We start from the raw sequence: 19,137 nt of genomic DNA, 5'->3' as shown, positions 1-19,137 counted from the left end.
GCCTGCTAGACAATGGGCAAGTCACTGTTCAGTCCAGCACAGGCTGCGCGAAAGCCTTGCGAACGGTGTCGTGGGAGAACTCGTCGGCGTGTTGTTCGACCCATTGCAGGGCCAGGGCCTGAATATCCTGGAGGTCTTCGTGGGCGTAGTTGAGTCGGCAATAGCGTTCGATCTGACACACCTGCTCACCCATTCGGGCGCTGAACAGCGTCTGTTCGTCGGTGAAGGCGATGCCCACCAGATAGCCTTTTTTACGTCGCAGGCACCAGGCCACGTAGCCCGGATAACAGATGTCGGCGTTGAGGGTGGGCATGCGCACTTGCAATGCGGTGCCATGGCGCCAGGCACGGTGGTAATTGCAAGCGATGCCGCCGAGGCTGATAGTGTGCAGCCGTTGACGCGAAATACACTCCGGTGTGAGCAAGGTCAACTCAACGGGTACTTCATCCGGATGAGGAATAAACCGTCCCATGAGCACAGACTCCCTGTGTCGGCCATTTGACATTGTTTCCCCCAGTATAGTGGTCGAATCGCAGCTGACCGATTTCGACGCCGACCAGCGGCTGCTGACGATGAGCGGCGTTTCGCTGGTGATTTTCACCAGCGTCGGCTGCGCCAGTTGCCGCTATGCCCGCGAAGTGTTGCCGGGGCTCGATCTGGTCGTCGATCGCGTGTGCTGGATCGATGCCGGTGACAACGGCGGACTGGTCGAGCGTTATCAGGTCTTTCATTTGCCGGCGCTGTTTGTGGTGCGCGACGGCGAGTTCTTTGGGGCGGTACACACGCGCCTGAATGCCGATGAGCTGAACGCAGCCGTGGCGCAGGCGCTGGGTCGAATTGCAGAGGAGTTGCCGTAATGGGAGCAGTGAACAAACCGGTGGTGGGGATCATTGGCACCGGCGCCATCGGCGGGTTTTACGGGGTGATGCTCGCCCGGGCCGGGTTCGATGTGCACTTTCTGTTGCGCAGTGAATTTTCCGCAGTCGCCGAACGCGGCTTGCAGGTGGACAGTGCCGTGCATGGTGCGTTGACGCTGAGCCCGGTGCAGGCCTATTCGTCGGCTGAAGACATGCCGCCCTGCGACTGGCTGCTGGTCGGCGCCAAGACCACCAGCAATGCCGGGCTGGCGCCGTCGATCATTCAGGCGGCGAAACCCGGCGCGAAAGTGCTGGTATTGCAAAACGGCCTCGACGTCGAAGACAGCTTGCGGGCATTGCTGCCCGACTCCCTGCATTTGCTGGGCGGCTTGTGCCTGATCTGCGTCCACCGCGAAGGGCCGGGCCAGGTCACCCACCAGGCGCTGGGGGCGGTGAACGTCGGTTATCACAGCGGCCCGGCAGCGGATGACGCGGCGCGCATGGCAATCGTCGAGGAGGGCGCCAGTCTGTTTAGGGCCGCCGGTCTCGATTCCCAGGCGATGCCGAACCTGCATCAGGCGCGCTGGCAGAAACTGGTGTGGAACATTCCCTATAACGGGCTTTCGGTATTGCTCGGCGCCGGCACCACGCCGTTGATGGCCGACAATGACAGTCGCGCATTGATTCAGGCACTGATGGCTGAAGTGGTGCAGGGCGCCAAGGCCTGCGGCCACGACATGCCGCCCGGTTACGCCGAATACCTGTTCATGATGACCGAGAAAATGCCCGACTATTGGCCGAGCATGTATCACGATTTCCTGCACAAGCGACCGCTGGAGCTGGAGGCGATCTACGCTCGTCCTTTGGCGGCGGCAAAAGCGGCAGGCTGCGAGTTGCCGCGTATCGAATCGTTGTATCGCACATTGAGCTTTATCGACCGGCGCAACGTTTAAACCGGTCGCATTGGGGGAAAGGCATGGCCAAGAACATCGATGACAAACTGGTGCTGGCGATCTCGTCCCGTGCCCTGTTCGACCTCAGTGAGAGTCACAAGGTCTACCTGTCGAGCGGCGTCGAAGCCTATCGGCAATATCAGATCGAACACGAAGACGAAATCCTCGCGCCGGGTGATGCCTTTCCGCTGGTGGAAAAACTGCTCAATCTCAACAGTCGCCTCGGTCGCGCCCGGGTCGAGGTGATTCTGGTGTCGCGCAACAGCGCCGACACCGGCCTGCGCGTTTTCAACTCCATTGGTCACTACGGCCTGGCGATCTCCCGTGCGGCGTTCGTTGGCGGGCGCAGTCCTTATCCGTACCTGAAGGCTTTCGGTTGCGACCTGTTTCTCTCCACCCATGCCGAAGACGTACGCGCCGCGCTGGATGCCGGTTTCGCGGCGGCGACCATTCTGTCCGGCGGCGCCAGTCGTGCGGCCAGCGACGAATTGCGCATCGCCTTCGACGGTGATGCGGTGCTGTTTTCCGACGAGTCGGAGCGCGTCTATCAATCCGGTGGCCTCGAAGCCTTCCAGGCCAAGGAGCGTGAATCCGCTCGCGAACCGTTGCGCGGCGGGCCGTTCAAGGGCTTTCTCGCGGCGCTCAATCTGTTGCAGCGCGAGTTCTCCGATGAGGAGTGCCCGATCCGCACCGCACTGGTCACCGCGCGTTCGGCTCCGGCCCATGAGCGGGTGATCCGCACCTTGCGCGAGTGGGACATTCGTCTGGACGAGTCGCTGTTCCTCGGCGGCCTGACCAAATCGGCGTTCCTCGAAGCCTTCGCCGCCGACGTGTTTTTCGACGATCAGGCCGGCCACTGCGAGCTGGCCCGGGAAGTGGTGGCGACCGGTCACGTGCCCCACGGCATCAGCAACGAACCGGCGGTCTAAAGCCCTCGTGGTTCAAGACGTTGCGTCGCACGTCGTACTCGCCAAGGCACTGCTAAGCTGAATCAAATCTCCGCCATGTTGGCACGCGAGGAGGTCATATGATTCGTTCGATGCTGTATGCCACTGACCTCGGTCTGTACGCACCGTTAGTGATGCAGCATGCCCTGGCGATGGCGCGAACGTTCAATGCCGATCTGTACGTGGTGCACGCGGTGGAGCCCATGGGGCTGTTTGCCGAATCGGTGTTGCAGAGCTATCTCGACGAACAGGCATTGAACGAATTTCACAGTCAGGGTCTGAAAACGGTCATTGCCAATATCGAGCAGCGGGTGCTCGACAGTTTTCGCGAAGAACTGGGGGACGAGGGCGAGCAGGACCTGCAGCGGATACGCGCAGTACGGGTGCTGCAGGGCGATCCGTCACAGGTGATTCTCGATCAGGTGCAGAAACTCTCTGTCGATTTGCTGATCGTAGGAAGTCACAGCCACGGGGTCGGGGCGGAAACACCTTTGGGGCGAACGGCGGCCCGGCTGCTGCAATTGTCCAAGGTGCCGGTTTATCTGGTGCCGCTGGTGGAGCGTCGGCGTCGGGAGGATCGCTGAAGCAGGAATAATGGCACTTTGATAAAAAAGTTCTAGATTTATTCTTCAAACCATTAATATAGTTATATACCGTCGCTGATGCCCGTGGCGTCTACCTGCTTTGAGGGATTCATATGAAGCTTCAACAATTGCGCTACATCTGGGAAGTGGCGCACCACGACCTCAACGTTTCCGCTACAGCCCAAAGCCTCTACACCTCGCAACCGGGCATCAGTAAACAAATCCGTCTGCTGGAAGACGAACTGGGCGTCGAAGTGTTCGCCCGCAGCGGCAAGCACCTGACCCGTGTCACGCCAGCCGGCGAGCGCATCATCACCACTGCCGGTGAAATTCTGCGCAAGGTCGAAAGCATCAAGCAGATCGCCCAGGAATTCTCCAACGAGAAGAAGGGCACCCTGTCGATCGCCACCACTCACACCCAGGCACGCTATGCGCTGCCGCCGGTGATCAGCAATTTCATCAAGCAATACCCGGACGTGGCGCTGCACATGCACCAGGGCTCGCCGATGCAGATCGCCGAGATGGCCGCTGACGGCACCGTCGATTTCGCCATTGCCACCGAAGCGCTGGAGCTGTTCGGCGATCTGGTGATGATGCCGTGCTATCGGTGGAACCGTTGCGTGGTCGTGCCTCAGGGCCACCCGCTGACCAAACTGCCGAAGCTGACCCTTGAAGCGCTGGCCGAATACCCGATCGTGACTTACGTGTTCGGTTTCACCGGCCGTTCGAAACTCGACGAAGCCTTCAGCCATCGCGGCCTGACGCCAAAAGTGGTGTTCACTGCTGCCGACGCCGACGTGATCAAAACCTACGTACGTCTGGGCCTGGGTGTTGGCATCGTGGCGAAAATGGCGGTCGACACCAAACTGGATAACGATCTGGTGGTGCTCGATGCCAGCGAACTGTTCGAGTCCAGCGTGACCAAGATCGGTTTCCGCCGCGGCACCTTCCTGCGCGGCTTCATGTGCGACTTCATCGAGAAGTTCGCGCCGCACCTGACCCGCGAAGTCATGGCCAAGGCCATTCAGTGCCACAACAAGCAGGAACTGGAAGAGCTTTTCGATGGTGTCGAACTGCCCGTCCACTAAGTCCCCGTCTACAGCACCTCGGTGACAGCAAACTGTTGCCGGGTGCCCGCCACCAGAATCTCCACCTCGTCACCCTCGAACTTGCCCAGCAGGCTTTTGCCCAGCGGCGAGCGCGGGGTGATGACGGTAATCGGCTGACCCACCACATCGACTTTCAGACCCGCCGCATCCGGCGCCAGAAACAGCCATTGCTCGCGACCCTTTTCGTCTTCCAGACCGAGCAGGGCGCCGATCTCAATCCCGCGTTGATCGTCATACGCGCGCAGCGTCAGGTTCTGGCACAGCGCCAGTGACTGACGAATTTCCTCGACCCGTTTCGCCTGGCCCGCCGCCAGATACGACGCCTCGAGGCCCAGAGTGTCGTACTTGTTTTCGGCGATGTTCTCTTCGTGGGTTGCGGTTTCGTAAGCGGTTTGCGCCGCGCGTTCGGCGATGTCGAGATCGACGCGCAGCTTGTCGAGAATCAGTTGGTGAACCGTCTGTTTATTCATGATCAATCGCAGAATTGCAGGACGTTGGCGCGGCTCTTTTCGCTGGGGGCCGTCTGATCCTGTTGCAGCCAGAACTGGCATTTGGGGTTCGACAGATTACGTGTGCTGCCACGGGCCTGGTCCAGGCGTGCCTGCTGTTCGTTCTTGCGCAGGTTTTCTTCGTACTGTTCGAACAGGCGGTTTTGTGGCTCAGGTTCTGGCTGCGGCTGGGCGGCTACCGGAGGCTTGCTCAGTTGTTGCACCGCTTCCGCCACCGGCTGCAATTGACGGCTGAACAACAGCGAGGCGAGCCAGCAAGTAAGTGCAATGGCCAGGAAACCCAGCCACAGACCCAGGGCAATGCTGCCAGTCAATTGCAGCGCGCTAAGCTGAACAGGTAACGGGCGACGCGGGTTGGGACGATAGGGCATGGCTGCCTCCTGGCGGATGTATGCGGGCGAGCAGCGATTGTCGCACGAAGATTAATTGCCGTCGGCTCTTCTGCGCGAAGACATTTATGCGGACAATCGGCGCTTTTGCCAACGGGAGCCTTGAATGCCGCCACTGAACACCCGCTGGGACATTTTTTGTACGGTCGTCGATAACTACGGCGACATCGGCGTGACCTGGCGTCTGGCCCGGCAACTGGTCAGCGAGCAGGCAATGACGGTGCGATTGTGGGTCGATGACCTGCGCGCTTTCGAACGCATTTGCCCGGAAATCGACATCGGCCTCGATCAGCAATGGCAGCAGGGCGTCGAAGTCCGGCACTGGCCGGCTGAGTGGCAGGAATCAGCAGCGGCCGACGTGGTGATCGCGGCTTTTGCCTGCCAGTTGCCGAGCATTTACATGGACGCCATGGCCGCACGGGAACAGTCGCCGTTGTGGATGAACCTCGACTATCTCAGCGCTGAAGACTGGGTGGTTGGCTGCCACGGTCTGCCGTCGGTGAAGTACAAGTCGGTGCAGAAGTACTTTTTCTTTCCGGGATTTCAGCCGGGGACCGGCGGCTTGCTGCGTGAGAGCGGTTTACTGGAGCGGCGTCAGCAGTTTCAACAGAATCCCGAGGCGCAGCGACAATTCCTGCACGCTCTGGGAATAGCTCCTGCGCCCGGTGCGCAGCTGATTTCGCTGTTTGCCTACGAGAATGCCGGACTCGCCAGTTGGCTGGATGTGCTCGCGGCGGACGCTACGCCTATCCATCTGCTGGTGCCGGAAGGACGGATTCTCGGCGATGTCGCCCGTTGGCTCGGAGTCGAGTCGCTGCCGGTCGGGGCAATGCACGTTCGTCAGTCGCTGACCTTGCAGGTGCTGCCGTTCGTCCGTCAGGATCAATACGATCAATTGCTCTGGTGCTGCGATTTCAATGCGGTGCGCGGCGAGGACTCGTTCGTTCGGGCGCAGTGGGCGGGGCGGCCGATGCTGTGGCACATCTATCAGCAGGACGAAGACATCCACCTCGACAAGCTCGATGCCTTCCTTACGCTTTACACAAAACGCCTTTCGCCCGCTGCCGCCGAGGCGATGAACGGTCTCTGGCGCGCTTGGAGTGCCGGCCAGCCTATCGGCGACCACTGGCTTGAGGCCCGTAAACACTGGCCCGAACTGCAGGAAAATGCCCGCGCGTGGTGTCTGGAACAAGCCTTGCAGGCCGATCTTGCGACGGCGCTGGTACAGTTTTACCGAAATTGGATATGATACGCGGCCTAGATTTTTGTAAATCCCATCCAAATTCGGATATTCGCAATGAAAACTGGTAAAGAACTCAAACCCGGTACCGTGATCCGTATCGACAACGATCCTTGGCTGGTTCAGAAAGCTGAATTCACCAAGTCGGGCCGTAACAGCGCGATCATGAAGACCAAGCTGAAGAACCTGCTGACCGGTTACAAGACCGAAACCGTTTACGGTGCGGACGACAAGCTGGACGACGTGATCCTGGACCGCAAAGAAGCGACCCTGTCCTTCATCAGCGGTGACTCCTACACGTTCATGGACACCACCGACTACACCATGTACGAGCTGAACGCCGAAGACATCGAAAGCGTTCTGCCATTCGTGGAAGAAGGCATGACCGACGTTTGCGAAGCCGTATTCTTCGAAGGCCGTCTGGTTTCCGTAGAGCTGCCGACCACCATCGTGCGTCAGGTTGACTACACCGAAGGTTCCGCTCGCGGCGACACTTCCGGCAAGGTGATGAAGCCTGCCAAACTGAAGAACGGTACCGAGCTGTCGGTTGCTGACTTCATCGAAATCGGCGACATGATCGAGATCGATACCCGCGAAGGCGGTTCCTACAAAGGCCGTGCCAAATAAGCACTGCTTTTTGCGGAAAGAAAAAGCCCGACCATTGAGTCGGGCTTTTTTGTGCCTGATGAAAATTACTTCTTCAGGTGCTGCTTCAGTTCTTCCGAGGCCTGCAGCATCGCCGAGCGCACCGCCGGCACCTGGCTGACCACGTTGAGCAAACCGTAGTCGTGGATCATGCCGTTGTAGCGCACCGAGGTCACCGGTACGCCGGCTTCGTCGAGTTTGCGGGCATAGGCTTCACCTTCGTCACGCAGCACGTCGGCCCCCGCAGTCTGGACCAGCGCAGGCGGCAGACCTTTCAATTGCGCAGTGGTTGCCCGCAAAGGCGAGGCGTAGACCTCGTTCCGCTGGTTGGCGTCGGTGGTGTAGTTGTCCCAGAACCACTTCATCATGTTGCGAGTGAGGAAGTGCCCCTCGGCGTACTGGTTATACGAACCGGTATCGAAATTGGCATCGGTCACCGGCCACAGCAGCACCTGGAATTTGATCGCTGGCGTGCCTTTGTCTTTGGCCATCAGGGCGACGACTGCCGCCATGTTGCCGCCGACGCTGTTGCCCGCCACCGCCAGACGCTTGCCGTCGACGTTGATTTCTTTGCCGTGTTCGGCCACCCACTTGGTGGCGGCGTAAGCCTGGTTGATCGCCACCGGGTAATGCGCTTCCGGCGAAGGGGTGTAATTGACGAACACCGCCGCCGCCCCCGAGCCGACCACCAGATCCCGCACCAGGCGTTCGTGGGTCGGGAAATCTCCCAGCACCCAGCCGCCGCCGTGGAAGAACATGAACACCGGCAGCTCGCCCTTGACCCCGGCCGGCCGGACGATGGTCAGGCTCAACGGTTGGCCATCGACCTGGATGGTTTTCTCGCTGACGTCCGCTTTGGGTAGCGTCAGTTTGACCCCGGACTGCGCGCCCGTCAGCACGGCGCGGGCATCCTTGGGCGTCATCTGTTCCATCGGTTTGCCGGTGCCGGCATTCAGCACATCAAGGAACGCCTGGGTGTTGTGTTCAACCTCCCCGGCGAATGCGCTGTGGATGGACAGGGCGAGAAGAGTACCGGTCAAGACTTTGCTGAAAGTGTTCATGTTCATTTCCTGTACGGGCCTGAGTGTCAGTGATTACACGGTGACGTGCAGACGCACATCGACGTTGCCGCGAGTGGCGTTGGAGTACGGGCAGACCTGGTGAGCCGCGTCGACCAGGCTTTGTGCGTCAGCCTGTTCCAGGCCCGGCAGACTGATGTGCAGGTCGATGTCCAGACCGAAACCGCCAGGGATCTGGCCGATGCCGACGTGAGCGGTGATCGAGGCGTCGTCCGGGATTTTGCGTTTGGTCTGACTGGCGACGAATTTCAGGGCGCCGATAAAGCAGGCCGAGTAGCCGGCGGCGAACAGTTGCTCAGGGTTGGTGGCTGCGCCGCCAGCACCGCCGAGTTCTTTCGGAGTGGCGAGTTTGACGTCGAGGATGTTGTCGCTGGAAATCGCACGACCGTCACGGCCGCCAGTGGAGGTTGCGATTGCGGTGTAGAGAGTTTGCATGGTGTGAGCCTCAGTAAGTGTGGTTTGTTGCGCTAATTATTTGCGCGCTAACTAGGTGCGAAGTAAATGTACTGCGCGAATATTTAGTGCGCAAGATAAATTTTTGAAGAAAGCACGAATTAGCGCTTGGATTGGGAAGTGACGTGATCTCAAGCTTTTGATATTTAAGGATTTTTTGAATGTAAAACGAGATGAAAAATTTTTCGGTGATAAGCGGGGAAGGGGCGATACGCCTGCAGGCGCAAGGCTGCGCCCACAGGAAAGGACGATCTTAAGCGAGGCTGTCCTGCAAATGACCACGCAAGGCCTGCAACTCGGCTTGCAGGTTTTGCAGGCGCTCCAGCGTGAAGCCACTGGCCCCCAGGATGCATTGTGGAACGGTCCGGGCCTTGTCTTTCAAGGCGCGTCCCTGGGCAGTCAGTTCAACGATCACCACACGCTCATCCTCACGACTGCGGGTCCGGCTGAGCAAACCTTCACCTTCCAGCCGCTTGAGCAGTGGGGTCAGCGAGCCCGGATCGGTCAGCAGGCGCGTGCTGATTTCTCCGACGGTCAAACCATCCTTCTCCCACAGCACCATCATCGCCAGGTATTGCGGATACGTCAGGCCAAGCGCTTGCAACAGCGGCTTGTAGACCTTGGTCATCATCAGCGAAGTGGAATGCAGGGCGAAGCAGGCCTGATTGTCGAGCAGCAGGTCTTCGCAGTGATCGGAGGTGTTGCGGTCGGTGGTCATGTCAGTGCCTTGAACGGTGATGCAGATGAATCTAGCGCTCGAATCTTTAATGCGCCAGACAATTGTGCCCGGTGGCGAATCGGTCAGTGCCGGCCCAGCTCACGTTGCAGGGCCAGATCCCACGGCGGCACGGGGCTGAACCGGGTTTTGAGGTATTCCAGCAGCAGGCGGCTGCGGGAGCTGGCCTGTTGCTCCAGTCGCAAAGCATAGATGCCGGTGCTCTCCGGTTTTGGCAGGCCGTTTTCACAGAACAGCGGCAGCAACTCGCCGCGCAACAGGTATTCGCTGGCCAGCCAGGTCGGTAGATGCGCGATCCCGAGTCCCGCCAGCGCGCCGCACACCAGCGCCTCGGCGTTGTTGGCGCTCATGCGCACCCGCGCCGGGCGGTGCAGTTGCATCTGCCCGTTCTGTTCGAAGCGCCAGGCGAAGGGCGGGGCGAGGCCGTCCCAATCGAGGCCGTCATGCTCGCTCAATTGCGCGGGTTCGCTCGGCACACCGCGGCGCTTGAGATAGCCGGGGCTCGCGCAGGCGATGCGCACCATGCTCGCTAACGGTGTAGCGACCAACCGGGTGTCAGCCATTTGCCCGGCGCGCAACACCAGATCGACCTTGCCCAGGTTTGAACCGTCCATGTCGACGAAGCTGTCGATCAGATGCAGTTGCACATCCAGCCCCGGGTACAGCACCAGAAAATCGGCAATCACCGGCGCCAGATGCCGACGCCCGAACGCTGCTGGCGCATCCACCCGAATCAGTCCCTCCGGCGCGCTGCTCAGGGACACCGCTTCAGCCCGGGCAAGTTGCAACTCCGCCACAATCCGCCGCGCCCGTTCGGCAAACGCCAGACCTGCCGGCGTGGCGCGCACCGCGTGAGTGCTGCGGATGAACAACTGGCTGCCGACCGCGCTTTCCAGACTGTCGATACGCCGGGCAACGGCGGAGGGCGTCAGCGGATGCCGGCGCGAAGCCGCAGAAAAGCTGCCGCTCTCGAGTACATCGAGAAACAGCCCCAGTTGTTCGGTCAATTGATTGGGATTCATGAATCAGCTCAGTGCCTATGCGGATTTAGCACAGCCATTGTGCGTTGCTGTGCGTTTCCGTGCCAGCGCCGACTGCGTAGGATGAGTCGACTGACGTTTGAGGAATTCTGCTGTGATCGAGTTTTTGCTGTACCTGTTGTTTGGCGCCGCCCTCGGTACTCTGGGTGGGATCTTCGGTATTGGTGGCGGGCTTATCGCCATTCCGCTGCTGGGCGTGTGGTTTGGGCTCGATCAGCAGATCGCCCAAGGCACGGCGCTGGTGATGGTGGTGCCGAACGTGATGCTGGCGCTGTGGCGTTATCACCAGCGTAACCGCATCGAACTCCGCCATGCGTTGCCGCTGGCGGTGATGGGATTCTGTTTCGCGTGGATCGGCTCGATCTGGGCCGTGGGCATCGACGCGCAGACCATGCGCATCGGGTTTGTCGCGTTCCTTGTGGCGCTGTCGGCTTACAACCTGGTGCGCATGTTTGGCGCGCGCCCGGCGGCGACTTCCGAGATGCGCTATTCATGGCCGTGGCTGGGCGTGCTCGGCGCGGCGTCAGGCGCCATGGGTGGTTTGTTTGGTGTCGGCGGGGCGGTGGTGGCGACGCCGGTACTGACCAGTCTGTTCGGCACCACTCAGGTGGTCGCTCAGGGGCTTTCGCTGGCGCTGGCATTGCCGAGCACCGGCGTCACGCTGGTGACGTACGCGGTGCACCACGAAGTGGACTGGATGATCGGCCTGCCGCTGGCCATCGGCGGTCTGGCCAGCATCAGCTGGGGCGTGAAAGTGGCCCACGCGATGCCGGAAAAACTCCTGCGCGGTCTGTTCTGCGGGTTCCTGGTGCTGTGTGCGGTGATGCTCGCCTTTAAAGTTTGAAGCCTTCGACGATGTGCTCGGCCAGGCATTCGGTGATCGGCGAGGGGTTGTTGAGGTTGCGGATCAGCATGATGCTGGCCTCGGGCAGCAGCGGCAGATTTTCGGCATCTCCAAGAATCCGCATGTCGGGGGTAATCAGGCTTTCCAGCTGCGCGGTGATCGCCAGACCCGCGCTCACCACTGCCATCAGCGCCGACAGGCTGGTGCTGTTGTAGGCGATCCGGTATTCGCGGCCCATCGCGTCCAGCGCATTGCAGGCCCACAGGCGGCAGAAGCAATCACTGTTGAACATCGCCAGTGGTAGCGGCGTCTGCTCGTGGGCGCTGAAATTCTGCGCCTCGGCCCACACGAAGCGCTCCTTGCGCAGCAACTGGCCAATCTCGTTGCCCGGCTCGCGGGTGACGATCGACAGATCCAAGTCGGTGCGCTGCAGCAATTGTTTGGTCGACTCGCAATGCACTTCGATCTGGATCAGCGGATAGAACTGCGCAAAACGCGACAGAATCCCCGGCAGAAAGCGCATCACGTAATCGTCCGGCGTGCCGATCCGCACTGTGCCGACCATGTGTGGCTCGCGCAGGGTGTTGAACACTTCGCTGTGCAGTTTCAGGATGCGCCGCGCATAGCCAAGCAACACCTGGCCTTCAGCGGTCAGGCGCACCTGACGCCCGTCGCGCTCGAACAACTGCCGCTGCAATACGTCCTCTTCCAGACGCTTCATCTGCATGCTCACGGCCGATTGGGTGCGGTTGACCATTTCGCCGGCGCGGGTAAAACCGCCCTGATCGGCAATTGCGACAAAGGTGCGCAGGACATCGGTATCGATACTGGGATATGCCGACAATTGATGAATCTCCGTGATGCATGCCATCAGAAACATTCGTTGGATTGATCGTAGCTCTGGCGGGAGACTTGAGCCATCCCAAAAAGGAGGCAACACGATGAAAGGTCAAAGAGAGTACGCAGGCGAAGAAAAATTTTCCGGCCATATCGTTTCCGATCTGTTGCACAAGTTTAGCCGGTGGTACGAATTGCACCGTGAGCGCGAGCTGCTCGCCAGCCTGAGCGACGAAGCGCTCAAGGACATCGGGGTCAGCCGTGCCGATGTCGAACACGAGTCGGTGCGGCCGTTCTGGGACGATCCGATGCATAAATGATGAGGCCATCGCTACACAAACCACTTTCAGGTGAGGTAGGTTGCGAGCAGACATGGAGGTACACATGCCCGCGACACTGTCCTTTTCCCTTAAACAGGCTCGACGTCTGGCACTGGCTGCCCAAGGGTTTCACGGGCGCCAGCTGCCGGCTGTCAAGGCCATGCACCTCAACCGGCTGATCGAACGCCTCGGTCTGTTGCAGATCGACTCCGTCAACGCCGTGGTGCGCTCGCACTACCTGCCGCTGTTTTCCCGTCTTGGTTCCTACTCTGCTGACTTGCTCGACCAGGCTGCCTGGAGTTCGGGGCGACGTCGTTCGCTGTTCGAATACTGGGGCCATGAAGCGTCGCTGCTGCCGTTGTCGATGTACCCGTTGATGGGCTGGCGCATGCAGCGGGCCAGGCGCGGTGAGGATATTTATCAGCAACTGGCGCGGTTTGGTCGCGAGCAACAGGACACCATTCGCCGGGTACTGGCGTCGGTCGAGGAGCAGGGCGCACTGGGCGCCGGCAGTCTGTCGACCCGCGAGGAAAAGGCCGGGCCGTGGTGGGACTGGAGCGCGGAAAAGCACGCACTGGAATGGCTGTTTGCCGCTGGCGAAGTCACCGTCGCCGGACGCCGTGGTTTCGAGCGATTGTATGACTTGCCGGAACGGGTGATTCCGGCTTCCGTGCTGCAACAGCCATTGCCCGATGAGGCTGAGTCGCAGCGCGGTTTGCTGCTGCATGCAGCGCAGGCGCTCGGTGTCGGCACGGAAAAAGACTTGCGTGATTACTTCCGCCTGAATCCTTCCGATGCCCGCCCGCGTCTGGCCGAACTGGTCGAGGACGGACAACTGCTGACTTGCGAAGTCGCCGGATGGCGGCAGATCGCTTATTGCCTGCCCGAGCCAAAAGTCCCACGCAAGGTCGAGGCCAGTGCATTGCTGTCGCCGTTTGACTCACTGATCTGGGAGCGTAGTCGGACCGAGCGGCTGTTCGATTTTCGCTATCGGCTGGAGATTTATACGCCGCAGGACAAGCGGGTCTACGGCTATTACGTGTTGCCGTTCCTGCACAACGAACGGATTGCCGCGCGAGTTGATCTGCGCGCCGAACGGGCGGCGGGGCGGTTGGCGGTGCATGCGGTGCACGAGGAAGAAACGGGGCTGGACGAGGCGGGGATGCTGGCCCTGGCGCTGAACCTGCGGCGCATGGCGGACTGGTTGGGGCTCGCGCGGGTGCAGCTCAATTGTCAGCGGGAAAGTGCCGGTCGGCTCCGGATGGCTATGGTTCAGATCGGCTGCGACTGAACCGGCCTCATCGCTGGCAAGCCAGCTCCCACAGTGGCCGAGTCGTTAATTAAATGTACGACTTCGATACTGTGGGAGCCGGGCTTGCCCGCGATGAGGCCAACTCAGACGCTAAAGATATCGAACCTTAGCGACGAACCTGCTTCAGGGTTTCGGCGATCAGAAACGCCAGTTCCAGCGACTGATCGGCATTCATCCGCGGATCGCAGTGGGTGTGATAGCGATCCGACAAACCATCTTCAGTGATCGGCCGCGCGCCACCGATGCACTCGGTGACGTTCTGCCCGGTCATCTCGATGTGGATGCCGCCGGCGTAGCTGCCTTCCGCTTCATGAACTTGGAAGAACTGCTTCACCTCACCAAGAATCTGCGCGAAGTCGCGAGTCTTGTAACCGCTGCTGGCCTTGATGGTGTTGCCGTGCATCGGGTCGGAGCTCCACAGCACCTGCTTGCCTTCACGCTGCACCGCACGGATCAGCGCCGGCAGGTGATCGCCGACCTTGTTCGCGCCCATCCGCGCGATCAGGTTCAGACGACCCGGATCGTTGTCCGGGTTGAGCACGTCGATCAGGCGGATCAGGTCGTCGGGGTTCATGCTCGGGCCGACTTTGACCCCGATCGGGTTGTTCACCCCGCGCAGGAATTCGACGTGGGCGCCGTCGAGCTGACGGGTGCGGTCGCCGATCCACAGCATATGCGCCGAGCAATCGTAGTAATCGTTGGTCAGGCTGTCGCGGCGTACGAAGGCTTCTTCGTAGTTCAGCAGCAGCGCTTCGTGGGCGGTGAAGAAACTGGTCTCGCGCAGTTGCGGCGAGCTGTCCATGCCGCAGGCGCGCATGAAGGCCAGGGTTTCATCGATGCGGTCGGCCAGATGGCTGTACTTTTCGGCCAGCGCGGAATTGGCGATGAAGTCCAGGTTCCACTTGTGCACCTGATGCAGGTCGGCAAAACCGCCTTGGGCGAAGGCGCGCAGCAGGTTGAGGGTGGCGGTGGACTGGTGATAGGACTGCAGCAGACGCTCCGGGTCCGGTACGCGGCTGGCGGCGTCGAAACCGATGCCGTTGACGATGTCGCCCCGGTAGGCCGGCAGGGTCACGCCGTCGATGGTCTCGTCGTTGGCCGAGCGCGGCTTGGCGAACTGGCCGGCCATGCGCCCGACCTTGACCACCGGGCAACCGGCGGCGAAGGTCATGACGATTGCCATTTGCAGCAGCACTTTGAAGGTGTCGCGAATCTTCGCGGCGGAGAACTCGGCGAAGCTTTCGGCGCAGTCGCCGCCCTGCAGCAGGAACGCCCGGCCCTGGGTGACTTCGGCAAACTGACGGCGCAGCTCGCGCGCTTCGCCGGCAAACACCAGCGGCGGATAGCTGGCCAGCGTCTGCTCGACCTGGCGCAGATGCGCGGCGTCGGGGTATTGGGGTTGTTGCTGGATCGGCAGGGCGCGCCAGCTGTCAGGGCTCCAGGGTTGGCTCATCACGGTCTCTAAGGTTCTACGCACGGACGGCCATGTTAGCAGCAATTAGTGCGTGACCTGCTCCCGCCGCTTCGCCGACAATCGCCGCTTTGCCACGGCACCGCAGCGGTGCCATCGCGTCACCGCGCCCGGTGACCACCAGGAGACGAAATGACTGAGGAGCGCGTCGAGCTGTTGCTCGCCGAGGTACAGGATGAGTTCGGCGTGATTCGCGTGCTGGAAGTGGCCGACTACCGCTTTCTGGAGTTCGGCGATGCCATCGAGCAAAGCTGCGTGTTCACCGCCGACCCGAGCTGGCTGGAGTACGACTACACCCGGGCGATGCTGATCGGCGCGTTGTGCCATGAGCAGCCGGAGAGCGCGCTGTTCCTCGGCCTGGGCGCGGGCACGCTGACCCAGGCCTGCCTCAAGTTCCTGCCGCTGGAAGACGTCGAAGCCATCGAGCTGCGCCCGGACGTGCCGCGTCTGGCCATCGAATACCTCGGGCTGGATGACGATCCACGGCTGTACATCCGCGTCGGCGATGCCCTCGAACTGCTGCCGACCGCTGAACCGGCGGATCTGATCTTCGTTGATCTGTACACCGATGTCGGCCCCGGCGCCGGGCACCTTGCGTGGAATTTTCTCGGGGACTGTCAGAAACGTCTGAATCCCGGTGGCTGGCTGGTGATCAACCAATGGGCCACCGACGACGGCAAACCGTTGGGCGCGGCGCTGTTGCGCGGGCTCTATCACCGGCATTACTGGGAGCTGCCGGTGAAGGAGGGCAATGTGATTCTGATCGTGCCGGCAGATCTCGATCAGGCGCTGGACATGCAGGCGCTGACGGCACGAGCTGAAGCGCTGGCGCCGAAGCTGGGCTACTCGTTGCAGTCGTTGATCAACTGCATCCGTCCGGCAACCTGATCTTCAAAGGCCTTTGAAAACGCCGGGCCTGCGCTCCACCAGCGAGCGCACACCTTCCTTGGCATCTTCGGTGGCCAGCAACTTCTTCACCAGCGGCGGCAAGCTCTTAGCCGCCGAGGTTTCGCCTTCATAGCGTGCCTGACGCGCCGACATGAGCGTCGCCTGCACGCCCAGCGGCGCCTGCCGGGCAATCCGTTCGGCCAGTTCGATGGCGCGCGGCAGCAGATCCTCGCTGGCCATGACCTCTTGCACCAGACCCAGGCGCAACGCATCGTGGGCATCGAATTCGTCGCCGGTCAGCAGCCAGCGCATCGCGTTGCCCCAACCGGCGATCTGATGAAAGCGTAACGTCGCGCCGCCGAACGGAAAGATCCCGCGCTGCACTTCCATCTGCGCGAAGCGGGTGTTGCTCGCGCACAGGTTGATGTCGGCGGCGAGCATCAGCTCGATGCCGATGGTCAGGCAATAACCCTGCGCGGCAACAATCACCGGTTTGCTGACCCGTGGCCCGACGAACACGCCCCATGGATCGCAGCCGCCGGGCGGCACTTGCCAGCCTTGAGCGAGAGCGGAACTGGCATTCACCAGATCAAGCCCGGCGGTGAAATGCTCGCCATGCCCGAACACCACCGCCACCCGTGCGTCGCTGTCGGCCTCGAATTCGCCGTAGGCCAGGGCCAGGTCGTTGAGCAGGTCGAGGTCGAAGGCATTGCGCTTGGCGACGCGGTCCAGACCGATCAAATGCACGTGGCCGTGACGCGCACGGCTCACGCGGCCGGGGCAGGGCTGATTCATGGGTGTTTCCTCGCAGGGGAAGAAAGGGTGCAGCGACCAGATGCCGCACATCGGTGAATCGTTTAAGCGCCATCGCCCGCAGGGCCGGGGTGTTTGAAAAATAGACCTTTGCCCGATTATCCGCAAAACCCCATTACACAGCGGTGACAACTGTATTTCTCCGATAAAAAAAGCTCCCTTTTTGGGCAAATTCCGGTATAGTGCGCGCCGGCCTTTAACCGGGCCGCGTTTAGGTAGCGCAATTCCCCGAAGTCAGCTTCGGCTGCACGTCCGCACTGCGGGCTCTTCCTTGACGATTCTTTTTCATTCATTCGTTTTCGCAAATCCCCGCCGACAAAGCTGCCAGGGCGACTCTTGAGTCTCAACACGGCATGTGCAGCTTTGGAGCATGGGTCTTTGCGGATGCACTTAGAGGCAGACCCATGACCCAGGAAATCGGCGGCTTCGCCGCTCTTGAACTTCATCCCAATATTGTCGCTGCAGTAGTCGCTACCGGCTATGAAGAGCCTTCGGCCATTCAGCAGCAGTCGATCCCGATCATCCTCGCCGGTCACGATATGATTGGTCAGGCGCAAACCGGTACCGGTAAAACCGCTGCCTTTGCCCTGCCTATCCTGCACCGCATCGATCCGTCCAAGCGCGAGCCGCAAGCTCTGATCCTGGCCCCAACTCGTGAGTTGGCGCTACAAGTTGCAACCGCTTTCGAAACCTACGCCAAGCAAATGCCGGGCGTAACTGTTGTGGCTGTCTACGGCGGCGCGCCGATGGGCCCACAATTGAAAGCAATCCGTAATGGCGCACAGATCGTTGTCGCCACTCCGGGCCGTCTGTGCGACCACCTGCGTCGCGACGAAAAAGTGCTGCAGACCGTGAACCACCTGGTTCTCGACGAAGCAGACGAAATGCTCAAACTGGGCTTCATGGACGACCTCGAAGTGATCTTCAAGGCCATGCCGGAAACTCGTCAGACCGTATTGTTCTCGGCGACCCTGCCGCAATCGATCCGTGCCATCGCCGAGCGTCACCTGCGCGATCCAAAGCACGTGAAGATCCAGAGCAAGACCCAGACCGTTACCGCGATCGAACAGGCTCACCTGTTGGTTCACGCTGACCAGAAGACCTCTGCCGTTCTCAGCTTGCTGGAAGTGGAAGATTTCGACGCTCTGATCATGTTCGTGCGCACCAAGCAAGCGACCCTGGATCTGGCCAGCGCCCTCGACGCCAAAGGCTACAAAGCCGCCGCGTTGAACGGCGACATCGCCCAGAACCAGCGTGAGCGCGTGATCGACTCGCTGAAAGATGGCCGTCTGGACATCGTTGTAGCGACCGACGTTGCCGCCCGTGGTCTGGACGTTCCGCGCATCACCCACGTGTTCAACGTGGACATGCCGTACGATCCGGAATCCTACGTGCACCGTATCGGCCGTACCGGCCGCGCCGGTCGCGAAGGCCGCGCGCTGCTGCTGGTGACGCCACGTGAGCGCCGCATGCTGCAGGTAATCGAGCGTGTAACCGGTCAGAAAGTTGCCGAAGTGCGTCTGCCGGACGCCCAGGCCGTTCTTGATGCCCGCATCAAGAAGCTGACCAACAGCCTGTCGCCGCTGGTGGCTGACGCCGAATCGACTCACGGTGATCTGCTGGATCGCCTGACCGCCGACATCGGTTGCACCCCACGCGCCCTGGCTGCCGCACTGCTGCGCAAGGCCACCAATGGTCAGGCGCTGAACCTGGCAGCGATCGAGAAGGAACGTCCACTGGTGCCGAACAGCGCGCCACGTGGCGACCGTCCTGAGCGTTCCGGTGATCGTCCGGACCGTGGTGACCGCGAGCGTCGTGCTCCGATGCCACTGGGCGAAGGCCGTGCCCGTTGCCGTACCGCGCTGGGCGCGCGTGACGGTATCGCGGCGAAAAACCTGCTGGGCGCCATCCTCAACGAAGGTGGTCTGGCACGTGAAGCCATCGGTCGCATCCAGGTGCGTGACAGCTTCAGCCTCGTCGAGCTGCCGGAAGATGGTCTGGACAAACTCCTGACCAAGCTGAAGGACACTCGCGTTGCCGGTAAGCAGTTGAAGCTGCGTCGCTACCGCGAAGATTGATCCGCCTCTGGGCTGATTGATCGAACATAAAAA

General features: G+C 60.9%; 22 protein-coding genes. 12 read left to right on the top strand and 10 right to left on the bottom strand.

Annotated elements, in window-relative coordinates:
* Positions 1–28 precede the first annotated feature (28 nt).
* Positions 29–472: a PilZ domain-containing protein gene (locus tag CAF80_RS26210; protein WP_039770477.1), complete on the bottom strand. Its 444-nt coding sequence runs from the start codon at positions 470–472 to the stop codon at positions 29–31.
* Here CAF80_RS26210 and CAF80_RS26205 point away from each other — a divergent pair.
* The 5 genes from CAF80_RS26205 (at position 471) to cysB (ending at position 4,429) form a co-directional block, all read left to right on the top strand.
* Positions 471–857, top strand: a complete 387-nt coding sequence (locus CAF80_RS26205; protein ID WP_039770475.1) for a co-chaperone YbbN — start codon at positions 471–473, stop codon at positions 855–857. The two genes, CAF80_RS26210 and CAF80_RS26205, sit on opposite strands and share 2 nt — an antisense overlap.
* Positions 857–1,810 (top strand): putative 2-dehydropantoate 2-reductase, encoded by a 954-nt coding sequence (locus CAF80_RS26200; protein WP_074687990.1) that lies wholly within the window; start codon positions 857–859, stop codon positions 1,808–1,810. Before CAF80_RS26205 ends, CAF80_RS26200 begins: the two co-directional genes overlap by 1 nt.
* Before the next feature lie 23 nt (positions 1,811–1,833).
* Complete coding sequence (locus tag CAF80_RS26195) at positions 1,834–2,739, top strand: 5'-nucleotidase (protein ID WP_039770472.1); 906 nt, start codon at positions 1,834–1,836, stop codon at positions 2,737–2,739.
* A gap of 98 nt (positions 2,740–2,837) precedes the next feature.
* Positions 2,838–3,341: a universal stress protein gene (locus tag CAF80_RS26190; protein WP_007955683.1), complete on the top strand. Its 504-nt coding sequence runs from the start codon at positions 2,838–2,840 to the stop codon at positions 3,339–3,341.
* 113 nt (positions 3,342–3,454) lie between these two features.
* Entirely contained in the window at positions 3,455–4,429 is a 975-nt protein-coding gene (gene cysB / locus CAF80_RS26185) for an HTH-type transcriptional regulator CysB (RefSeq protein ID WP_003183769.1), read from the top strand.
* A gap of 8 nt (positions 4,430–4,437) precedes the next feature.
* Here the strand turns inward: cysB and CAF80_RS26180 are convergent, their stop codons facing one another.
* Both CAF80_RS26180 and CAF80_RS26175 read right to left on the bottom strand, forming a co-directional pair.
* Positions 4,438–4,920 carry a GreA/GreB family elongation factor gene (locus CAF80_RS26180; RefSeq protein ID WP_074687988.1) on the bottom strand — a complete coding sequence of 161 codons (483 nt, stop codon included), beginning with the start codon at positions 4,918–4,920 and terminating at the stop codon, positions 4,438–4,440.
* A gap of 2 nt (positions 4,921–4,922) precedes the next feature.
* The gene (locus tag CAF80_RS26175; RefSeq protein WP_039770468.1) at positions 4,923–5,330 is read right to left on the bottom strand and encodes a hypothetical protein; all 408 of its coding nucleotides are present in this window, start codon (positions 5,328–5,330) and stop codon (positions 4,923–4,925) included.
* 124 nt (positions 5,331–5,454) lie between these two features.
* Between CAF80_RS26175 and earP the strand changes: the two genes are divergently transcribed.
* Entirely contained in the window at positions 5,455–6,597 is a 1,143-nt protein-coding gene (gene earP, locus CAF80_RS26170) for an elongation factor P maturation arginine rhamnosyltransferase EarP (protein WP_039770466.1), read from the top strand.
* Between the two features lie 48 nt (positions 6,598–6,645).
* Positions 6,646–7,215, top strand: coding sequence for an elongation factor P (locus tag CAF80_RS26165; protein WP_007955690.1), 570 nt, complete (start codon positions 6,646–6,648; stop codon positions 7,213–7,215).
* Between the two features lie 65 nt (positions 7,216–7,280).
* Here CAF80_RS26165 and CAF80_RS26160 read toward each other — a convergent pair whose 3' ends face one another.
* The 4 genes from CAF80_RS26160 to CAF80_RS26145 form a co-directional block, all read right to left on the bottom strand.
* Positions 7,281–8,294 (bottom strand): alpha/beta hydrolase, encoded by a 1,014-nt coding sequence (locus tag CAF80_RS26160; RefSeq protein WP_039770463.1) that lies wholly within the window; start codon positions 8,292–8,294, stop codon positions 7,281–7,283.
* A 33-nt stretch (positions 8,295–8,327) separates the two neighbouring features.
* Positions 8,328–8,747 carry an organic hydroperoxide resistance protein gene (locus tag CAF80_RS26155; protein WP_034155242.1) on the bottom strand — a complete coding sequence of 140 codons (420 nt, stop codon included), beginning with the start codon at positions 8,745–8,747 and terminating at the stop codon, positions 8,328–8,330.
* Between the two features lie 271 nt (positions 8,748–9,018).
* The gene (locus CAF80_RS26150; protein WP_085668139.1) at positions 9,019–9,483 is read right to left on the bottom strand and encodes a MarR family winged helix-turn-helix transcriptional regulator; all 465 of its coding nucleotides are present in this window, start codon (positions 9,481–9,483) and stop codon (positions 9,019–9,021) included.
* Between the two features lie 83 nt (positions 9,484–9,566).
* A complete protein-coding gene (locus CAF80_RS26145) occupies positions 9,567–10,523 on the bottom strand; it encodes a LysR family transcriptional regulator (protein WP_085668140.1) in 957 nt (318 codons plus the stop codon).
* Between the two features lie 112 nt (positions 10,524–10,635).
* Here CAF80_RS26145 and CAF80_RS26140 point away from each other — a divergent pair, with 112 nt between their 5' ends.
* The gene (locus CAF80_RS26140) at positions 10,636–11,385 is read left to right on the top strand and encodes a sulfite exporter TauE/SafE family protein (protein ID WP_011335299.1); all 750 of its coding nucleotides are present in this window, start codon (positions 10,636–10,638) and stop codon (positions 11,383–11,385) included.
* Here the strand turns inward: CAF80_RS26140 and CAF80_RS26135 are convergent.
* Positions 11,375–12,229, bottom strand: coding sequence for a LysR substrate-binding domain-containing protein (locus tag CAF80_RS26135; RefSeq protein ID WP_170844876.1), 855 nt, complete (start codon positions 12,227–12,229; stop codon positions 11,375–11,377). The genes CAF80_RS26140 and CAF80_RS26135 overlap by 11 nt on opposite strands.
* 97 nt (positions 12,230–12,326) lie before the next feature.
* Between CAF80_RS26135 and CAF80_RS26130 the strand changes: the two genes are divergently transcribed.
* A complete protein-coding gene (locus CAF80_RS26130; RefSeq protein WP_039770454.1) occupies positions 12,327–12,542 on the top strand; it encodes a DUF1127 domain-containing protein in 216 nt (71 codons plus the stop codon).
* A 64-nt stretch (positions 12,543–12,606) separates the two neighbouring features.
* Positions 12,607–13,833, top strand: a complete 1,227-nt coding sequence (locus CAF80_RS26125; protein ID WP_074687982.1) for a winged helix-turn-helix domain-containing protein — start codon at positions 12,607–12,609, stop codon at positions 13,831–13,833.
* A gap of 127 nt (positions 13,834–13,960) precedes the next feature.
* Here the strand turns inward: CAF80_RS26125 and CAF80_RS26120 are convergent, their stop codons facing one another.
* Entirely contained in the window at positions 13,961–15,307 is a 1,347-nt protein-coding gene (locus CAF80_RS26120) for a class II 3-deoxy-7-phosphoheptulonate synthase (protein ID WP_039770450.1), read from the bottom strand.
* 150 nt (positions 15,308–15,457) lie between these two features.
* On the opposite strand from CAF80_RS26120, the gene CAF80_RS26115 reads away from it, so the two are divergent.
* Positions 15,458–16,213, top strand: coding sequence for a spermidine synthase (locus CAF80_RS26115; protein WP_039770449.1), 756 nt, complete (start codon positions 15,458–15,460; stop codon positions 16,211–16,213).
* A gap of 3 nt (positions 16,214–16,216) precedes the next feature.
* Here CAF80_RS26115 and CAF80_RS26110 read toward each other — a convergent pair whose 3' ends face one another.
* Entirely contained in the window at positions 16,217–17,008 is a 792-nt protein-coding gene (locus CAF80_RS26110; protein ID WP_085668141.1) for a crotonase/enoyl-CoA hydratase family protein, read from the bottom strand.
* A 422-nt stretch (positions 17,009–17,430) separates the two neighbouring features.
* Between CAF80_RS26110 and CAF80_RS26100 the strand changes: the two genes are divergently transcribed.
* Positions 17,431–19,104, top strand: coding sequence for a DEAD/DEAH box helicase (locus CAF80_RS26100; RefSeq protein WP_007955707.1), 1,674 nt, complete (start codon positions 17,431–17,433; stop codon positions 19,102–19,104).
* The last annotated feature ends 33 nt before the right edge of the window (positions 19,105–19,137 follow it).

The sequence above is a fragment of the Pseudomonas sp. B34(2017) genome, assembly GCF_002112915.1.
Lineage (GTDB): Bacteria > Pseudomonadota > Gammaproteobacteria > Pseudomonadales > Pseudomonadaceae > Aquipseudomonas > Aquipseudomonas pharyngis.
This window is presented reverse-complemented; position numbering and strand designations above follow the sequence as displayed.

What these genes read in the sequence shown, in the direction of transcription:
- CAF80_RS26205 (WP_039770475.1), top strand. Translation starts at nt 471, where the DNA reads ATGAGCACAGACTCCCTGTGTCGGCCATTTGACATTGTTTCCCCCAGT.
- CAF80_RS26210 (WP_039770477.1), bottom strand. Translation starts at nt 472, where the DNA reads ATGGGACGGTTTATTCCTCATCCGGATGAAGTACCCGTTGAGTTGACC.
- CAF80_RS26200 (WP_074687990.1), top strand. Translation starts at nt 857, where the DNA reads ATGGGAGCAGTGAACAAACCGGTGGTGGGGATCATTGGCACCGGCGCC.
- CAF80_RS26195 (WP_039770472.1), top strand. Translation starts at nt 1,834, where the DNA reads ATGGCCAAGAACATCGATGACAAACTGGTGCTGGCGATCTCGTCCCGT.
- CAF80_RS26190 (WP_007955683.1), top strand. Translation starts at nt 2,838, where the DNA reads ATGATTCGTTCGATGCTGTATGCCACTGACCTCGGTCTGTACGCACCG.
- cysB (WP_003183769.1), top strand. Translation starts at nt 3,455, where the DNA reads ATGAAGCTTCAACAATTGCGCTACATCTGGGAAGTGGCGCACCACGAC.
- CAF80_RS26180 (WP_074687988.1), bottom strand. Translation starts at nt 4,920, where the DNA reads ATGAATAAACAGACGGTTCACCAACTGATTCTCGACAAGCTGCGCGTC.
- CAF80_RS26175 (WP_039770468.1), bottom strand. Translation starts at nt 5,330, where the DNA reads ATGCCCTATCGTCCCAACCCGCGTCGCCCGTTACCTGTTCAGCTTAGC.
- earP (WP_039770466.1), top strand. Translation starts at nt 5,455, where the DNA reads ATGCCGCCACTGAACACCCGCTGGGACATTTTTTGTACGGTCGTCGAT.
- CAF80_RS26165 (WP_007955690.1), top strand. Translation starts at nt 6,646, where the DNA reads ATGAAAACTGGTAAAGAACTCAAACCCGGTACCGTGATCCGTATCGAC.
- CAF80_RS26160 (WP_039770463.1), bottom strand. Translation starts at nt 8,294, where the DNA reads ATGAACACTTTCAGCAAAGTCTTGACCGGTACTCTTCTCGCCCTGTCC.
- CAF80_RS26155 (WP_034155242.1), bottom strand. Translation starts at nt 8,747, where the DNA reads ATGCAAACTCTCTACACCGCAATCGCAACCTCCACTGGCGGCCGTGAC.
- CAF80_RS26150 (WP_085668139.1), bottom strand. Translation starts at nt 9,483, where the DNA reads ATGACCACCGACCGCAACACCTCCGATCACTGCGAAGACCTGCTGCTC.
- CAF80_RS26145 (WP_085668140.1), bottom strand. Translation starts at nt 10,523, where the DNA reads ATGAATCCCAATCAATTGACCGAACAACTGGGGCTGTTTCTCGATGTA.
- CAF80_RS26130 (WP_039770454.1), top strand. Translation starts at nt 12,327, where the DNA reads ATGAAAGGTCAAAGAGAGTACGCAGGCGAAGAAAAATTTTCCGGCCAT.
- CAF80_RS26125 (WP_074687982.1), top strand. Translation starts at nt 12,607, where the DNA reads ATGCCCGCGACACTGTCCTTTTCCCTTAAACAGGCTCGACGTCTGGCA.
- CAF80_RS26120 (WP_039770450.1), bottom strand. Translation starts at nt 15,307, where the DNA reads ATGAGCCAACCCTGGAGCCCTGACAGCTGGCGCGCCCTGCCGATCCAG.
- CAF80_RS26115 (WP_039770449.1), top strand. Translation starts at nt 15,458, where the DNA reads ATGACTGAGGAGCGCGTCGAGCTGTTGCTCGCCGAGGTACAGGATGAG.
- CAF80_RS26110 (WP_085668141.1), bottom strand. Translation starts at nt 17,008, where the DNA reads ATGAATCAGCCCTGCCCCGGCCGCGTGAGCCGTGCGCGTCACGGCCAC.
- CAF80_RS26100 (WP_007955707.1), top strand. Translation starts at nt 17,431, where the DNA reads ATGACCCAGGAAATCGGCGGCTTCGCCGCTCTTGAACTTCATCCCAAT.